The sequence below is a fragment of the Streptococcus sp. 210928-DFI.4.42 genome, from assembly GCF_020554365.1.
Classification (GTDB): Bacteria; Bacillota; Bacilli; order Lactobacillales; family Streptococcaceae; genus Streptococcus; species Streptococcus parasanguinis_S.
In genome coordinates this window covers 56889-74557 of record NZ_JAJCHF010000008.1, presented here as the reverse complement: position 1 = coordinate 74557, position 17669 = coordinate 56889, and the positions used below count along the sequence as shown (strand labels likewise).

At 43.1% G+C, this 17669-nt stretch carries 14 protein-coding genes; 1 reads left to right on the top strand and 13 read right to left on the bottom strand.

Going from position 1 to position 17669, the window contains the following annotated elements; all coding sequences use genetic code 11:
* Positions 1-8 precede the first annotated feature (8 nt).
* From LIZ08_RS04655 to LIZ08_RS04625, 7 genes are all read right to left on the bottom strand, one after another.
* Positions 9-1106: a hypothetical protein gene (locus tag LIZ08_RS04655; RefSeq protein WP_070448957.1), complete on the bottom strand. Its 1098-nt coding sequence runs from the start codon at positions 1104-1106 to the stop codon at positions 9-11.
* On the bottom strand, positions 1106-5521 hold the full coding sequence (gene essC / locus LIZ08_RS04650; protein ID WP_227038369.1) for a type VII secretion protein EssC: 4416 nt from the start codon (positions 5519-5521) through the stop codon (positions 1106-1108). Before essC ends, LIZ08_RS04655 begins: the two co-directional genes overlap by 1 nt.
* A 3-nt stretch (positions 5522-5524) precedes the next feature.
* Positions 5525-6814: a type VII secretion protein EssB gene (essB, locus tag LIZ08_RS04645; RefSeq protein WP_227038368.1), complete on the bottom strand. Its 1290-nt coding sequence runs from the start codon at positions 6812-6814 to the stop codon at positions 5525-5527.
* A gap of 1 nt (position 6815) precedes the next feature.
* Entirely contained in the window at positions 6816-7058 is a 243-nt protein-coding gene (locus LIZ08_RS04640; protein WP_013904565.1) for an EsaB/YukD family protein, read from the bottom strand.
* Complete coding sequence (essA, locus tag LIZ08_RS04635; protein WP_125826715.1) at positions 7059-7514, bottom strand: type VII secretion protein EssA; 456 nt, start codon at positions 7512-7514, stop codon at positions 7059-7061.
* The gene (gene esaA, locus LIZ08_RS04630; RefSeq protein ID WP_227038367.1) at positions 7511-10534 is read right to left on the bottom strand and encodes a type VII secretion protein EsaA; all 3024 of its coding nucleotides are present in this window, start codon (positions 10532-10534) and stop codon (positions 7511-7513) included. Before esaA ends, essA begins: the two co-directional genes overlap by 4 nt.
* Positions 10535-10674: 140 nt before the next feature.
* Complete coding sequence (locus LIZ08_RS04625) at positions 10675-10962, bottom strand: WXG100 family type VII secretion target (protein ID WP_003016069.1); 288 nt, start codon at positions 10960-10962, stop codon at positions 10675-10677.
* Between the two features lie 477 nt (positions 10963-11439).
* On the opposite strand from LIZ08_RS04625, the gene LIZ08_RS04620 reads away from it, so the two are divergent.
* A complete protein-coding gene (locus tag LIZ08_RS04620) occupies positions 11440-11991 on the top strand; it encodes a hypothetical protein (protein ID WP_023919523.1) in 552 nt (183 codons plus the stop codon).
* Positions 11992-12045: 54 nt separating this feature from the next.
* Here the strand turns inward: LIZ08_RS04620 and LIZ08_RS04615 are convergent, their stop codons facing one another.
* From LIZ08_RS04615 to LIZ08_RS04590, 6 genes are all read right to left on the bottom strand, one after another.
* Complete coding sequence (locus LIZ08_RS04615; protein WP_227038366.1) at positions 12046-13896, bottom strand: proline--tRNA ligase; 1851 nt, start codon at positions 13894-13896, stop codon at positions 12046-12048.
* A 15-nt stretch (positions 13897-13911) separates the two neighbouring features.
* Positions 13912-15171 (bottom strand): RIP metalloprotease RseP, encoded by a 1260-nt coding sequence (rseP, locus tag LIZ08_RS04610; protein WP_049482393.1) that lies wholly within the window; start codon positions 15169-15171, stop codon positions 13912-13914.
* Between the two features lie 36 nt (positions 15172-15207).
* A complete protein-coding gene (locus LIZ08_RS04605) occupies positions 15208-16011 on the bottom strand; it encodes a phosphatidate cytidylyltransferase (protein ID WP_023919527.1) in 804 nt (267 codons plus the stop codon).
* Positions 16012-16020: 9 nt separating this feature from the next.
* Entirely contained in the window at positions 16021-16770 is a 750-nt protein-coding gene (locus tag LIZ08_RS04600; protein ID WP_227038365.1) for an isoprenyl transferase, read from the bottom strand.
* A 154-nt stretch (positions 16771-16924) separates the two neighbouring features.
* Positions 16925-17251 carry a preprotein translocase subunit YajC gene (gene yajC / locus LIZ08_RS04595; protein ID WP_003004444.1) on the bottom strand — a complete coding sequence of 109 codons (327 nt, stop codon included), beginning with the start codon at positions 17249-17251 and terminating at the stop codon, positions 16925-16927.
* A gap of 156 nt (positions 17252-17407) precedes the next feature.
* A complete protein-coding gene (locus LIZ08_RS04590; RefSeq protein WP_003009969.1) occupies positions 17408-17653 on the bottom strand; it encodes a hypothetical protein in 246 nt (81 codons plus the stop codon).
* Positions 17654-17669: the final 16 nt, after the last annotated feature.

The window sequence follows — 17669 nt, the reverse complement described above, 5'->3', positions numbered from 1 at the left end:
TTTCTCCTTTACTTACAATTTACTGTACAAAATAAACTCTCATCTAAAACAATCAAAAAGTTATTCCTAATCGTTTCTAATGATTTAGTTATTATCGATTTGTTATATTCAAGATAATTAACCCCAGACAACCATAATACAACGAATAAATTTGTATAAACCTTCGGTTTTTCCTCCAGTAAATAATTATTTTGTCGCCTGATTTGCTCGATATATTTAGTTAAAATTTCATCATTAAACATATGTCGTTCAATTTTATTTATCTCAGGAATATACATACCCATATCAGCACCATCAATAGCTAATATGGGCTGAAATTTTTTATAATGTTCTGTTAAAATCTGATAAGTCAGAAAAACATCCTCTGATGTATATAATAATTCATTCTTTTCTTCAAAAAAATTTGGATTCGAATGGATTAATAACCCTCTCTTACCTCTCTCTTTAACCACTATTTTCTTAGGAACTATATCATCAGGGGCCAGGGGAAAAATTATTGACTCGGGGCGATATGGATTATGTGATATAGAGATTTCTTTCTCAAACATTTGTATGACATTCTCTTCTACATTTCCTAAAATGAATACTTTAGATTCCATACCTTGAAAAAGTATTTCTTGGACAAATCTAACATCCTCTGATGTAATTTTTTGAATTTGATTAAATAGATTATATCTTGAGAAGCGTTTATTTTGTCCAAGAAATTCTAATATAGATAAGTTAAAGATATCAGGAAAATCATTTTCTTTCGTTAAATATTCTTCTACAAACTCTTTTTTATTCTTTTCGAACACTTCATTAGGATTGTACAACAAAAACTGATTCAATTTTTTTATATCTTCTTCAATTTTCTTTGAATTGCTAACAAACGAAATTGTAGTATTACCTGGATTAACTGAAATCTCAATATTTTTTCCTAATATTTCCTGAGCAAATTGTTTCTTGATATTTGCCAAAAATAAAATAGAAGCTGGATTAACTCGATAAATCTCATTATCTATTTGATACTCTTGTAAAGTAAAACCAAAATTATAACCGAATGTTATATAGATTCTATCTTTATCATAATCAAAAGGTTGGATTAAAACATCGTATTTTTTTGACATTATTCTACTCCTTTCACTAATTTCATAGTTTGATAATGATTTCCATCGACCATATAAGCAACTGATTTTTTCAAAGTAGGTTCCGAATATTTCACATTCGACACACTTATGATTTTCTGATCATTCAATCGCATTTCAACAACAGCATATTTTAGTTGCTTAATAAATTTCGAAACAACATTTAGACTATTAGATAACATAGGGAGAGTTGTGATGAAGCTATATACCTTAACTTTAGGTCCGTTTGTCATGATATATAGTATTTTATCAGACAATACCTCATTCTCCTGAATCAAGTCTCCAATTCCATCCCAAATTATTACCATTGGTTTAGGAAGCACTTCATCTAAATCAATATTTTCACTGACTAAATCATACATTTCTTCTATGGCATTTTTCCTTCCCAAAGGCGAATCTATTTCATTTGAGATACGAGATTGTTTTTGAGATTTCGAAGTTGTCAAAAGAATAGAGTCGAAATGGAGTTTTTCGAAACTTAACAACATAGTGTTGATAATATTAAGCTTTTGCCATTCTTGTTCAAAAATATATAAAAGATTTCCTTTAATTAAATCCCAACTTAATGGTTGAACATTTTCCAGATCCAATCCGAGTGGCACTTTTCCTTCATCCAGCAAGGCTGCTACATCCTCACGTCCGTAGAAGGCTGCTTCTGTCAACTCATCTGGCACCATTGGGATGCCTGCTGGGGTGCGGCCAGTCCACATCTCTTTGAGACTTTGGACTTGATCGCGGAGGTTGTTGATGATTTGGATATCATTGTCTCCTGCGACGGGTAGAGCGAATTGGACGACATCGACTTCGTCACGCTTCATGAGGGCGCGTCCCTTGATGTCTTCCATGGTAGCCGCAAGTGGGGTTGCTCCCACGATACCGCGGATTTCAGAGATATCATTTTGTGGCAAGGTCAGCTGGTGCTTGAAGTTGGAATAGAGCTGAGCCCGTAGGTTGTTCTGACGGCTAGCTGTGATGATCAAGTGCACACCGATGCTGAGACCTTCACGAGAGATCCGCATGAAGAGCTTGAAGAGGTCTGTCTCATAAGGCTCGTCCTTCATAGACTCATAGCTATCCATGAGGATGACCATGGTTGGCTCTTGCTTACCGGTCACTTCACGGTAGAGGGCGATGGTGCCGACCCCATGCTCAGAGAGGAGCTTCTTACGACGATCCAACTCGCGGTTGATGATCCGGATGAATTTCTGGATTTTCTCCGTCTGATCGAGCAGCAGGCTATCGGCCACATGTGGCAATTGGCTCAAGGGTGCTAGACCGTTAGTTCCGAAATCAAGCAGATACATGGTCAGATTTTCTGGACTCTGCTTGCGGGCCAGATCCATTGCGGCTGTCTGTAGGAAAGTCGTCTTTCCTGTACCTGGACTTCCGTAAAGGAGGATATTGCCATCTTTTGACAGATCGATGGCGACAGCTTCTTGCTTTTGCGCTTGCGGGATATCGGCGACCCCGATCAGGACGCTTGGAGCTGTCCGTTTTTGCCAAGCCTCGATCGGCACGACCTTGTCCAACTCATCCAGCGTGATCCGCTCTTTAAGCGGTGGCAACCATGGTTGGGCCACAGCTGCGATGCCTTCTTGTTGGTGCAAGTGGTTGATTTCTTGCACGATGACATCCAGCTCTGTCGGCACTTCCTTGATTTCTTCTGCCATATCCAGACCGGAGAGGTCTTGGTTGAGGACTTCGTATTGGCCCAGTTCATTGATCAAGTAGATGGTATGGTCTTCGATCCCTAGCTGGTCCTTCTCAGGCTGATAGTCTGCTCCTGACCAAGCGGTTTGGAAGAGTTCATAGACTTCGTTGTTCCCGACTTGGAGGTAGGCACGACCAGTCTGAGTGATCTCAGCCGCATCTGCCGTCCGCAGCATCTCCATCGAGTCTCCACGGTCAGCTACCTTGAGGGCTAGCTTGAAGCGAGAGTTGGACCAGATCTGGTCATCCACGACCCCAGAAGGTTTTTGCGTCGCAAGGATCAAGTGTACCCCGAGGGAACGCCCGACACGCGCGATAGAGACCAATTCCTTAATGAAGTCTGGCTGGTTGACCTTAAGTTCGGCGAACTCATCACTGATCAAGAAGAGGTGAGGAAGCGGTTCGGTCGCTTCACCGAGTTTAAATTTCTTTTGGTATTGGTTGATATGGTTGACCCCATATTGACCAAAGAGGCGCTCCCGACGATGGATCTCCGCATTGATAGAGGCTAGGGCCCGCATGGACTGGGCACCATCCAAGTTGGTGATGGTCCCAAGCAAGTGAGGCAGATCCTTGAAGAGATTGGCCATTCCCCCACCCTTGTAGTCGATGAGGAGGAAAGCCACATCATGTGGGTGGAAGTTGACGGCAAGGCTCAGGATATAAGACTGAATAGTCTCAGACTTACCAGAACCGGTTGTCCCTGCGATCAAACCGTGTGGCCCATGAGCTTTTTCATGGAGATTGAGGTAGACCAAATCGTCCTTCCCGCGCAAACCGATCGGAACAGCCAAACTTTGGTAAGGGGCATGGCTCTCCCAACGACTCAAGACCTTGAGGTCATTGAAGGTCTCCGCTTGGTACATTTCAAGGAAGGTCACCGAGTCCGGAATTGAGCTCTTGAGCTGTTGGATATGCTTCAGAGGCGCAAGGCCACGCGAGATGGCTTCCTTGTCATAACCTTCAGGGAAGTGATCCAATTGGAAGTCAAGCTCACGAAGAACCCCTTCTTGCAAGAGCAATTGCCCTTGGTTGCGGTCCTTGATGGAGATAACGGTTTGGATATTTTCAGAAAGAGATGAGAGCACATCTGCCACATAAATGATGGAGCAACCTAGCTCTGTCGGATCCTCACGGAAGAACTCCATGATGACATGGTCCAAAATCAAGGTTTCATCGGTGATGAGGACCACATAGTGAGGGTGGAAGATCTTGGTATCATTAGCTTTTTCTTCCTCTTTTTGCGCCTTGCGGAGCTTGAGGATCTGGTTAAGACTGTTCAAGACCTGATCGCGTGTCCGCTGATTGTAGACGAAGCTACGGACATTCATGTCTTGCAGAGTTGCATGAGGCAACCAGCGCATCCAATCCCAGCTTTCTTTTTCCTCTTCTGGAATGATCGGAATGATGGTCAGATCATGGTAAGAGTGAAAAACTGCCAATTGGGCAACCAGGAGTTGCAGCTGTTCTAGCACGATAGGCCGAGGGCCGACGTACCCTACAGGTCCCCGATTAAGGCTGGCTACAATCGGAAGATTATCGATCTTTTGATGAGCTTGGAACAGGGCATAGCCTTCTTCTTCCAAGGCATCTTTCTTCCCACTGCGCTCTTCCTGACCATATTTGAGCTCGTAGCTGGTTGGAACCTTGCCCAAGCCCAAACGATAGGCCAAAAAGTCAAAATGAAGCGGTGTTTTTTCGTAGATCCGCGAGTCATAGCGTTTGACCATCTTGGTCAAGTCTTCAATCGCTGGGAAATGGTAAAACATGCCTTCTCGCTGCTTACGAGATAGTTGTTCCAAGTCCTTGGCCTTGTCCTTGAGATAGAGATGGTAGAGCTCCACGCGCTCTTTCTTGTCTTCTTTGTATTTCTTACGATTCTTAAAGAATCCTTGGACCGAAAAAATCACACTAACCACAGACATGGATACCGTCGCGATGATATAGAGACCCCGCGGTTGGAAAATGGTGATCAAGATGGTCACCCCAACCATGATGAGGGGTGGCATGATTAACTTCAAGAGTTCATCTGATGGCTTTTGAGGCTCCGCTCCCGGAGGATTGATCAAGATCTTGTCTTCCGAACTCCGGTAGATGATCCGCGGAGACCGGTGGTACTCTGGATAGTCCTTGTAAAAGTCATAGCGTGAATGCAAACGCGGCACTAGATAAGGACTTACTTCGACAGCCCCTTCCACGCCAAATTCTTCCGGATAGAGCTTAAAGGTCACATCTCCAATAGCCAGCTCATCCCCAAAGGCTAGTGGAAAAGTCGTTTCACTGACGAGTTTGTGGTTATGGTAGAGTTTTCCGGATAAGAGCTGGCAAGTCCATGTCTGCTCTTTTTTCACAAGGAGAAAGCGTACTGGATAGTGCAAGCGCACATCTGCACCCTTTTCATCTGCTACGAGGATCTCTTCCTTGTCTAGCAGTTCATAGGTATGGACTTCTCCTGTCGCCAAGTAGCAGACTACATCCCCAAGGATCGTACTATTTTCAAGCACACCCTTGTCTTCACCATACTGGTAGAAGATTTCTCCTTGACTCCATTGAAAATGAAGGGGATTTTCTTGCGAAGCCAGGGTCAACTGAGCTGTTTCTTGATTCGATACGGTCGCTGTTTTCCCCTCTTCTAGCGCTAGCTCATAGCGAAAACCTTTTTTATAGAGTATGATACGTTTTTTCATAGACTACTCCTTGTGGTCGCTAGACTCAGTCGAGCTTGCAGTTGTAGAAGACGAGCTTTCTGTTGAGGAGCCTTCTGTAGATGAAGCTGTTGTTGAGCTGCTAGTGGAAGCTTTGGTTTCATCTGTCTCTGCTTCCAAGAGTTTAGAGCGGGCATCCCAGTATTTCTTGTATTCACCCTCGAGTTCAGAGAGTTTCTTCTCGCGCTGTTCACCAGAGAGTTTTTCGCTATCACGTGTCGCCTTGATTTCCTTCCGAAGGGCGTAGATGATCAAGTCTGAATCGTCGATCCGCTTAGCTGTATCCAGCGCTTGGGTAAAATCATGACGTCCGATATAGATCCAGTAGTGGAGATAGAGGCTATCTGACTTGAGCGTGACGTTGTTGAGGATGACCTTCTTTTGATCCTCTGAGAAATTCAAGCCTTGCAAGTAAGACGTCGCCAACTCATATTTCTGTGTCGTTGGAAGACTGCTTGGAGCTACTCCCTCCAACTCATCGATCACACCGGTATAGTCTACCTTGAGATAGGCTGTATCCGCTTGAAGCAACTTTTCTTTAAAAGGTGCTTGGAAAAAGACCAAATAGATCAAAGGCAAGAGTAAGAGGGCCACTACAGCTGAAAGCCATACGGTTGCCAACTTAAAGATTCGGTGTTGACGACTTGAAACCAAGGTCAAGGTCTTTTCTTCCTCTTCCTTGCGTTCTTGGTAGGCTTTCTCTAAGAGAGCTTTCATCTCTTCTAAGCTAGCGGCATCACGGATTTCCACCAAGAAATCTGGTAGATCTTCTAATTCGAGCGTGCCTTGATAGAGCTCCATGAAATCCCAGTCCCCAAAAAGAGTGACCGCATAGCACTTGGCCTGACGCAAGAATTCATCCTGATCCCACTTGCGTGGCACCATCATTCCTGGAACACCGCGGTAAGCGATCTTGACCTGCGCATCCTTGGTCACAAACAAATTGATAGGATGCAACATAAAGGTCACCGGAAGCTCCAAGGCTGGCGCCAAATCTAAGACATTAATGGCTAGACGCAGACGGTCTGAAACCGGTAATTCTTGGATTTCTTCAGCACTCAATCCTAGCGCATCTGTCTGATAGGTCAGATGAATCTGGTCTTGATCCGCTGTCATGCTTTGCTCTAAAAACAAGGGATGATGGAGATCCAAAATCCATAAATTGCGTAAATCCTGGCTATCCACTTCTGAACGCTTGAGGTCCAGCCGCCAGCTCGTTTCTTCTTTTTCAAAACGGAAGACTTGTTCTTCCAGTGTAAATTGTTCTTCTTTCACCTTACCACTCCTCAATCTCGATCAGATCACCACTCGTGATCGGATACTCTTGTACCACCTTGCCTTCATCCAGCAAGATGCCCTTATTTACCACGCGCAACTGATACTTGCTTCTAGGTTCCATGGCAGACCCAAAGATCTGATCCAATTCCCGAATCAAGCGTCGCACCTCCATCCGTGTTGGGATTCGGAGATCATGGCTTGCACCATTCATACGGAAGGTGACATTGATATGTTGCTCCATTTAGGCCTCTTTTCTATAGATTCGATAAGAAATATAGCCAGCAATCCCAAAGAGAAGGGCACTCCAAGCCAGCATTTGCAAGGCTGGAATAAAATCCGCCAAACTGGCCGAATTGTCCTCCACATCGGACTCAAATTTAGATAATTTTTGATTTTCCGGCTGGAACAGGTCCGCTTCAGGCCCTGTTTTTTTCTTTCCCTTTATAGCAGAAAACAACTGGCCGTCTGAATCGGTCAATTGTTTCTCTTGCTTGCGTTTTTCATCTGCTAATTTTTCCTGATCCTTCTCATTGAAAAGAGACTCAGTCGCATCCAATTGGCCCCCGAGTGTCTTTTCCTCTTCTGTCTCAAGACGTGAGTTGTTGACCTGCAGACGATTATCAATAAAATCATCTGCAGAAACAACAACTACTGGCAAGAGACTAAAGACAAAGAGAAGATACATCATTTTTTTCATAAGCTTGATTCAATTTCCTTTGTTTGAGTAAACTTCTTTGGAATGAAGATATTGGCAACCGCCAAAAGGCCGAAGAAGACCAACAATCCGAAGAAGACGCCGATACCGGCTGTTTGTCCATCAAAGTAACCCGCAAACTGTCCTTCTAAAATAGAAAGGAGGTTGACATTTTTCACCAGTGCTGGAAGGCCTGACAAGGTCGCGGTCGTTCCGATCGCGCTTGATAGGTAGACATAACTGATCAACATGAAGAAGGCCAGTCCCATTCCAATCACACGGAAGTGTTTCAAGAGGAGGTATTGCAGTTGTACCAAGACAAAACTTGCTAGAACCGCTAAGAACACCCATGAAGGTACATATTCACGACCAACAGAGAGTTGAATACTTGAAATCATTCCGATCACCAGTCCAAGGATGAGAGAAAGTCCCACAAGGACACCGACAGACAAGAGATCTGATTCTTGCAAACGATCCAATTTGAAACGATCCTTAACCTTGCGAATGATTGGTTGAGTCGCAAAAAGATAAGCTGTAAAGAGACTCAAGACTTCCAACATAAAGATCCAGATAAATGGACGGTAGACGTTGATAGTCGCTTTCACAGAAGAAGATTTCTCTGCAACTGGATTTGACAAGAAGTCGAGCAAGACTTCATTCGGCACTCCGTTTTCATAGGCATTGTTGAAGACCTTACGGAAGGCTTCGACGAAGTTCCCGTTTTCAGACAATTCCTTGTCGAATTCACCCATCAAACTTTCCGCATTGCTAGACAATTTCTCTGTATTGCCTTGGGCTTTTTCCAATTCTTTGTTCAATTGACTAAAGATTTCATTGGTAGAGTTAGCAGCTTCTACATTGCTACGAGATGAGCTCTTAACGCCTTCTGTCGAGCTCAATAATGACGTGTATTCAGAACCAAGGGCTGACAAATCTGCATCGGTCTTGGTTTGAGCCTGTGTCACTGTTTCTTGTGATTTTGAGATCTCTTCTAAACGTTTTTGAAGCTCTGCATATTGCGTCAATTGATCGTTGATATTTTGGGTTAGATCCTTGTTGGTGTTTTCGATCGCTTGAAGATTGGCCTGCAATTGTGGTCCCAAGTCTTGCAACTGTTGGAGTGTACCATCTAACTGGGCTTTCACACTCTTCGTTGCATCCCCAGATTCATCCGTTTCAATACTCTTACGGTAGTCCTTCATGTTACTTGAAACAGCAGCCTTCACGATGTCGACCAAAGCGTTTGTCAAATCCATATCTTCGATTGGATCATAGAGCGAATGACGATCTCCCTTTTCATCTTCTGGATAGTAGGCATCGATCAATGCTCCTGCGCGTTGATAATCCAAGGCGATTTCACTAGCTTTCGATGCATAGTTAGCGACAGCTGTTTTCAAATCTTCTGCAGATACGGTCACACTGGTTGAAGAAACTCCATTCACAAGAACTTCAACATCAATCGTGCTTGGCATAGTTCCCCCATCTTCAGCGAGGTGAATTTGAATTTGTTTGCCATCTTTCAGTTCGACTTCCTGCTCGCCGCTACCTGCATAAGTATGTCCATCATAGGTCCAAGTATCAACCTTGACTCCTGCTGGCACTTGGATGCTAACCTTCTGTTTTCCAGATTTAGCATTGAGGACATCCGCAACTGCCGTTGATTTGGCATCCACTTCTGCAGCCAATCGTTTTAATTCATCGGCATTCCCTTTTGCTTGCGCCTTCGTTCCAGCAAAAGCACTATCAAAATTAATCGCTGCGTTGAGATTCCCATACTTATTCAGATTAAGACTAGCAGGGTCTAAAGACGGAAGTTTTTCAATCGCTTGACGAATGTCATCATCCGCTTTATCTCGAGCCTTGCTGATAGTTTCGATTTTTGGCTTTCCAAGCAAGGTACGAAGAGTGACTTTGTCTCCTTCATTTAGACCATAGTAGTCAAGGATCTTCGCTTTTACAGAAGACTCGATGTTCTTTTCGTGCTCATCTAATTTGTCGCGTTCTGCCTTGATCCCTTTTTCGAGGTCTGCCACACGATCATTCACATCTTTTGTCAAGCCTGCATAAGTCTTGGTACCTGAAGCATCTCCTTCTGTTTCAGTTGGTTGACTCAATTGTTTGGTAATTGCTTCTTGGTTTTGTTGTAGATTCTTATACAACTCTTGGGTCTTTTCACTGACAACAGACTGGTTCATAGACATCAGCTGGTTCATGAACTCTTCATGGCTGATCTTGTCCTCAGAGCGTTGTTTGATCAATGTGTCGAAGTTTTGACCGTACTGATCCTGAGATTGGGTCAATTGATCAAAAGCCTGTGTATAAGACTCAAGGACTGTCTTCAAAGCATTGTTCGACTCGACAGAAGACGTAGACAAGCTATAGAGACTTGGAAAGATATTCTTCGAATCTAAAGCCGAATCCAGCAAGTTGCTTCGGTATGAACCAATGTTGGTAGATTGAATTTTGTTACTTGTTTCCACGTTCTTCTGAGCTGTATAAAGGTTGCTCAAAATGCTGACCATATACATATCAACCAACTGGCTATTCAAGTTCGAAACGATATCTTTAGCGACTTTATTGGCCTCGTTTTCAACCTGAGAATTTCCAGCCGCATTGACCTTATACGTCACCGTTGTCTTCTCTGCATTAACCGCGTTCACTTCCAAGACCTTCTCTGAGAAATCACTTGGAATAACGATCATCAACTGGTACTTGCCATCTGCAAGCCCTGACTCAGCAGCTCCACGAGGGAGTACAGACCAGTTTTGCGAATTATCCCGTTCGATATTCTTTACATAGCTAGCCCCAAGGTTATATTCTTTATCATTCAGCTTGACCGCCTTGTCTTCATTGACAACCGCAATGTTGAGCTTAGTGTTTTCCGTTGTTTGCACGGTCTTGGCTTCGTTTTGCTTTTGGTCCTTTTGAACCGTCGTATAAAGACCCACGACAGATCCCATCAAAAGGAGCACAACCGCACTCTGACCGATGTATTTTAACCATTTTTTATTTTTAACTTCCATACCTTTTCCTTTTTCTAATTCATAGATACAAAATAGGGGTTAGGAATTAAGAATCTAACCCCTATTTTCTATATATCAAAAGACAAAAGGGTGATCTACCTACAAGAAGTAAGATCACCTCCAAGACTATCTTAGTTATCTTAGTGGATTTGTGCAGCGATATCTTGGTCAGTTTGTTCAACGATATCAGCAACTTTGATCAATTGACCGTTGATGTCTTCCAACAATTGAGCGAATTGTTTGATTTTTGGAGACAATTCGTTGAATTGTGCTTCAAAGCTATCAAATGCAGATCCATCCCAGTTTGCGTCGATGACTTGTTGTTCATGAGTCAAAGTAGTAAGGATTTGATCGATTTCTTGAGAACCTTGTGCATAACGTTGTGCTGAAGCACGTAGGTCTTCTGGAGTTAATTTAATTTGAGCCATATGTTTCTCCTTTTGGGCTGATACCCTTATATTTTTTTCATAAACAATACATTTTAGTACGAATTAGTAAAATGCCAGATAACTGTATATTTTACCTTTTTCTCCCTGTTTGTATTATTTACTTAAAAATATCTTAATGAAATATTGCCAGAATGTCAAGTTTAGAGGACTAACTGATAAAACATTGTAACTTTGTTACAATTGTGTAACATTTTGTCATAAAACTGTAATATATTTCCCGAATTCCTTGCCCCAGTAGTCTCCAACTAGTATTATTTATGGAAAGAAAAGAAGACACTCTGTCCTTTTATATTAACTCAACACATAGATAAAAGTTGTTGATTTTAGGTGTTTTTAAAAGCAAATTTCGATGACTTTTGTATATTTTTTCATTTTTAAAACTTTTATGGTATAATGAAACCTGTTCAAAACTTGTTTCATACAAGATCGAACACCATTAACCTATAAGGAGTATATATGAAAAAATTTCTACTTGTCTCTGTCTGTCTACTAGCTCTTACCGCTTGTAGCCAAGGCCAACAAGGCAAAGGGACTACTAACGCTTCTTCCAAGCAAGAGGCCACTCAAACCAAAAAGGAGCAAGTCCAAAACAAGACCTTTGTTAGTGACCTCGGCGATCACCACCAAAACAAAATTCAAATCGGCTACAAAAAAGATGAAATTGTCTCTTTTACTTTTCTTAGTTTTGAACCCATTTCCTCAGATTTGCAAGACATGGATCTTTCCGAGTTAAAGGAAATCTACCAAGAAGAATTAGAACATAGCGATATCTATAAAAGCTTAAATGGCAAGCCTGGTCTTAGCTTCCGCATTCAAATTTCGAAAGATAAACAATCCTATGCCAAGGTCTTACAAGCTGACTTCTCAAAAATCAAGAAAGATGAGTTTGCTTCCATCTACGGGGATCAAGGGGAGGAAGAAAGAGCCGAGTTCAAGAAATACCTCAATGGCAAACCTCAAGATCTCTTTACCTATTTCAAAGATCAAGGCCTCAAAGAAGAAAAATAAAAAGAGCTTCCTGAGTTTCATCACCACACTGGTGAGAGCTCAGAAAGCTTTTTCTTATTTGTTCAAGATTGAAAGAGTTTCAAGGAGATTGTCCGCATGAACTTCAATGGTATCTCCTGTCGCTTTGATTTTCACTTCAACGATGCCTTCAGCTGCTTTCTTACCAACTGTTACGCGGATTGGAAGTCCAATCAAATCACTATCGCTGAATTTGACACCAGCGCGTTCATTTCGGTCATCCACCAAGACTTCGTAGCCTTTATTCACCAAAGCTTCTTCGATCCGATCGGTCAAAGCAAGGCTTGCTTCATCCTTGACATTGACTGGAATCAAATGCACATCAAATGGCGCCAATTCTTTAGGGAAGTTAATCCCCCAAGCGTAACGGTATTCCCCTTTTGGAGTCTTATTGACAAAGAGGCGTGCATGTTGCTCCATAACAGCTGAAAGAAGACGGCTGACACCGATTCCGTAGCAGCCCATGATGATTGGAACTGCACGACCGTTTTCGTCCAAGACATCTGCTCCCATGCTAGCGGAGTAGCGTGTGCCGAGTTTGAAAATGTGACCGATTTCGATCCCGCGCGCAAAGTTCAAGACCCCTTTCCCATCTGGTGAGATCTCGCCTTCCCGAACTTCACGGATATCGACGTATTCTGCGGTAAAGTCACGGCCTGGGTTGACACCAGTCAAGTGGTAGCCTGTTTCATTGGCACCTACGACTGCATTGCGACTATCTTGGACCTTGCGGTCTGCGATAATCTTAACATTTTCAGGAAGATCAACTGGACCGAGAGATCCAAAATCAGCTCCCAATAATTCTTTCACTTCCACTTCGGTTGCAGGTTCAAAGAAATCTGCTCCGAGGTGATTTTTCAACTTCACTTCATTGAGCTGATCATTACCTACGAGAAGGGCAACAACTGGCTCTTCATCTGCAATGTAAACCAAAGTCTTGATAGTCGCTTCTTCTGGAACATTCAAGAAGGCCGCCACTTCATCAATGGATTTGACACCTGGCGTTTCCACGCGTTTCACTTCTTCTTCTGCTACGACACGGTTACTTGGCTTGTATTCATTGGTAGCCATTTCCAAGTTGGCAGCATAGGTCGATTCACTTGAATAGGCAATGGTATCTTCACCAGAAACCATCCATTTGAACAATTCTGCTTTGATTTCTTCTTGGACTTCTGCTGGGATCTCATCAAAGGAAGCCACCGATTTGTCTAAAACAACCCAACGGTCCAAGTCTGTACGAGCAGGTGTAACAGCCATAAACTCTTGGCTATCTTTTCCGCCCATGGCACCACCATCACCGATGATGGCTTTGTAGTCGATGCCACTGCGGGTGAAGATCCGCTCATAAGCTGCCTTATACTCATCATAAGTTACGTCCAAGCTATCATAGTTAGCATGGAAACTGTAACCATCTTTCATGATGAACTCACGGGTCCGAAGAAGACCATTCCGTGGACGTTTTTCATCGCGGTATTTTGGTTGGATTTGGTAGAGATTCAATGGCAATTGTTTGTAAGATTTCACTGAGTCGCGCACAATAGCTGTAAAGGTTTCTTCATGGGTTGGACCCAAGATAAAGTCAGAGCCTTCACGGTTTTTCAACTTATAGAGGTCTTCCCCGTAAGTTTCGTAACGACCAGATTCACGCCAGAGATCCGCACTCAAAAGGGCTGGAGCAAGCATTTCTACTGCTCCAATTTTTTCAAATTCTTGGCGCATGATGCCTTTTGCTTTTTCAATCACTCGATTAGCTAGTGGCAAATACGAATAGACACCAGCTGATACTTGGCGAACATAACCTGCACGCAACATCAAAGCATGGCTAATGACTTGAGCATCGCTTGGCATTTCGCGAAGCGTTGGAATCAACATTTTACTTTGTTTCATGGACAATATCCTTTTCTATTTCAAAAATAATTTCATAATATCATTCCAGGTGACAGCAATCATCAAAATAACCATTACAGCTACACCTGCAAGTGTCATATAGGTTTCTACTTCTTGTTTCAATGGCTTTCTCCGGACGACCTCGATCAAATTGATCAAGATTTTTCCTCCATCCAAAGCTGGAATCGGGATTAGATTGAAGATCCCAATATTAATAGAGAGCATGGCCATAAGAGACAAGACTGCTGGAATCCCTAATTGAGCAGCTTGTGAGCTGGCATTGTAGATAGCAACCGGTCCACCCAGTTTATTGAGACTAAAGTGGAAAATGATATCTTTCAAAGCTCCCAAAATCCGTGTCGCTGTATTCCAGGTATCTGTAAAACCAGACAAGAGTTTATCCACAAATCCTGTCTTGAGGCCATTTGTCACACCCAAATAGTAACGATTCCCTGACTTAGTTGGCTTCACTTTGACTTCTTTTTCTTGGCCGTCTGTCTTGACCTTCAGGGTCAATTCAGGAGCCGTCTTGCTGTCCTTGGTTGCTTTCTCAACAGCGTCTGTCAGCTCATCCCAGTTGCTAACGGTGTCGTTGTTGACTTGAAGGATCTGAACATTGCTTTTGACACCGACCTTAGCCAACGCCCCATCAGGTGCCACCTGAACATTGTTGCTGTAGTAGTCAATCGCACCACCGCGCATAAAGGCTAAGAGTGAATAGACGACAATACTGAGGATAAAGTTGTTCATAGGACCCGCAAAGTTGGTGATCAACCGTCCCCAAATGCTGGCATTCTGATACTGAACATCTCTCGGTGCAATCCGCACTTCCGTCCCATCTTCCTCAACGATGGTCGCATCATGATCAACACTATAGGTCTTGGTCTCATCGAGAACCAAGCCCGTAATTTCCAGTTTGTCTTCAAAGTCAAACTGGGTGACATTCATAGGAAGGGCTGTCTGATCCAGATTCTTTCCTGAAAGATTGATCCGGACGACCTTACCAGCCTCATTGAGCGTCAAGCTGACAGGCGTTCCGGTTTTAATCTCAGTTGTGTCCTCACCCCAGCCAGCCATACGCACATAGCCACCTAAAGGTAGAATGCGAATGGTATAAGCTGTTCCATCTTGACCAATATGGGCAAAGATCTTTGGACCCATCCCGATCGAGAATTCTCGCACCAGGATGCCCGATTTTTTTGCAAAATAGAAATGACCAAACTCGTGAACGAGAACGATCACTCCAAAAATAACAATAAAGGCAATAAACTGCATCGTTCTATACGTGGTTTCCTTTCTATCTCTTCTGTCTTAGAACAAGCCCAAGAAATGCATCAAGGGAAAGACAAAAATCAAACTATCAAAGCGGTCTAGAACACCACCATGTCCTGGAATAAATTTCCCAGAATCTTTCACACCGAAGTGGCGTTTAATCGCACTCTCTACCAGATCTCCAAACTGACCTGCAATACTAAAGAGGATGGTAAAGAAGATCATCGCAAGAAAACCATGTCCACCCGCCACAGAACGATCCACGATCATATAGATCACAGTTACCGCAACTGCAGACAAGATTCCCCCAAGACTGCCTTCAATCGTTTTATTAGGAGAAACCGCAGGCATGAGCTTGCGTTTCCCAAACCGACTTCCTACCAGATAAGCACCTGAATCAGTAGCCCAGACAATAAAGAGGGCCAATAAGACCTTATCAATACCAGCGATTCGCGCATCCACTAAAGAATGGAAACCAAGTCCAACATAAAAGCTAGAGGCAATGGGATAGACCACATCTTCATAATTATAATTCTGAGCAAGAACAGTTGTCCCCATGAGAATCAAGACAACCAGACCATAGGCAATCATATTGCCATCTGCTGGAAGGTAAGGGAGGTAGTCCTCGATCGGCAAAGTCAGGACGAAGGCCGCTAACATGGCTAGCGCTCCTTCAAAAGTCGCTGTCTCAAGCCCCTTCATCTTGAGCAATTCATGAACCCCTAGCATGGCGATCAAGCCAATCACAATCTGGAAGAACACTCCTCCAACCATTACTGTTGGAATGAAAAAGAGCAGGGCAATTCCTCCAAAAATCACACGTTTTTGTAAATCTTTCGTCATCATCTTCTCCTAAACACCACCAAATCTCCGATGGCGATGGCTATATTCTACTATGGCACTTCGTAGTGCTTCCTCTCCAAAATCTGGCCACATCACATCTGTGAAATACAACTCACTATAAGCAGCCTGCCAAGGAAGGAAATTGCTCAAACGGATCTCTCCGCTGGTACGGATAATCAAATCCGGATCCCTTAGGACACGTGGCAAACTCTCGGTATAGAGAGAATCTGCGATCATCTCTTCTGTGATATCTTCTGGGCTAAACTTCGCATCCAAGACTTCTTGGGCGATCTGCTTCACAGCCTGAGTAATCTCTGTACGTCCACCATAATTGAGTGCGAAATTCAGGATCAAGCCAGTATTGAGGTGGGTCATCGCTTCTGCTCTTTCCAAAGCTTCTAATGTTTCTTTGGGTAATTTCTTAGTGTCACCGATCATTTGAATCTTGACATTATTGCGATGCAATTCAGGGACAAAGCGATCATAAAACTCAACTGGCAAGTGCATGATAAACTTGACTTCATCTTCAGGGCGTGTCCAGTTTTCGGTCGAAAAGGCATAGACAGTCAGGACCTGAACCCCCATATTTTTTGCTGCAATCGTCACTTCTTGGAGAGCTTCCATCCCCGCCTTATGACCGAAGACGCGCGGTTGCATCCGTTTTTTCGCCCAGCGACCATTGCCATCCATAATGATCCCAATGTGTTTCGGGACTTCTAAAGGTATCTCGATTTTTTCTTTTTTCTTAAAACGAAACATGTTTTTCTACCTATTTCAATATTTATCGCTTCATTATACCATAAATCCCCATAAAATAGGGACTCTGGCCTCTTTTTTGAACCAGCAAGGCTTTCCTTCATCACATCGTCCTATTTGCCCACCAAAAAAGAGGCCTTTGCCTCTTCTTTGATGATTATTCTTCGATGGCTGAATCGGCATCTGAGCTAGCGCCTTCTGTAGCAGTAGCTGAGATTCCTTCTGATACAGGAAGAACTGTTTTGATCGCTCCCAATTCAAAGGTCAGGTAGACACCATCAACATCCAAGACAACGGTCTTGCGATCTGTATCGACTTCATCGATGGTTCCGTACAAGCCACCAATCGTGATGACTTCATTTCCTTTTTGAAGTTTATTCAAACTTTCCATCCGTTTTTGATACTGTTTCTTTTGGCTACGGCTCATGAAGTACATCAAACCGACCATAAGAACGAGCATAATTAGCAAACTTCCGCCTTGCATATGTTTCTCCTTTAATTTTCATATATGCTATACTATATCAAATTTCGCCCGTCTTTTCAAGTTTTCCCATCCTCTTCAAGTAAAATCAGACTCCAGTCTCAGAGAAGAGGCACGTTTTGATGAAAAAGAAAAAAACCACGAAAAGTGGGCTACTGACTAGTCAATCGTAATGCCATACTTTTCATGATTCTCATCATACCAATCAATCAAGGCCAAAGCCGTTTGATAGGTAATATTTTTGATTTTACTCGTTCCCTTCGTCAAAGTCGCTAGGCTCATTTTGCTGATGTTTGTTTCAGTTGCGACACGATAGCTCGTCAAGCGACCGTCAACCATCAGTTGAACAACGGCTTCCACTTTTCTGTATTCGGGAGTTGAGTAGATATCAATTGTATTGCTCATCTTACTTCCATTCCTC